Annotated in this window: 1 protein-coding gene; it reads left to right on the forward strand. The window is 62.4% G+C overall.

The annotated features are described in order from the left end of the window. The coding region (locus ACLJNW_RS23315; RefSeq protein WP_410961102.1) for a tetratricopeptide repeat protein at positions 1-223 on the forward strand (223 nt) is incomplete at its 5' end. Between the last annotated feature and the right edge of the window lie 200 nt (positions 224-423).

Genomic DNA, 423 nt, shown 5'->3' on the forward strand with positions numbered 1-423 from the left:
GGCCAAGGGCGACCTGCAAGGTGCCGGCCAGGCCTTCGCGCGGGTCAGCCAGAGCTACCCCAGCAGCCAGAAGGTGCCCGACTCTCTGTACAAGCTGGCGGACGTCGAGCGTCGCCTGGGTAACAACGACAAGGCCAAGGGTATCCTCCAGCAGGTCATTTCCCAGTACCCAGGCACTTCGGCCGCTCAACTGGCGCAGCGCGATCTCAAGAACCTTCGCTGATCCCGTTCCCGATGAACAAACCCGCGCCTGTCGCGGGTTTTTTCGTTAGAATCGGCGCCCCGTGAAGCTGCATGGTATCAGCTCGGCTGATCTTCGTGCCTCTCCACGCGAGACCTTCCGGGATTTCGAGCGCCACGACAGGATACGTCCCGTGGCGCTCCTTCATTTACCGCAACGGAGGCGGACGACCTGTTCAGTCG

This window comes from Salmonella sp. SAL4457 (assembly GCF_046548235.1).
Taxonomy (GTDB): Bacteria; Pseudomonadota; Gammaproteobacteria; order Enterobacterales; family Enterobacteriaceae; genus Salmonella; species Salmonella enterica.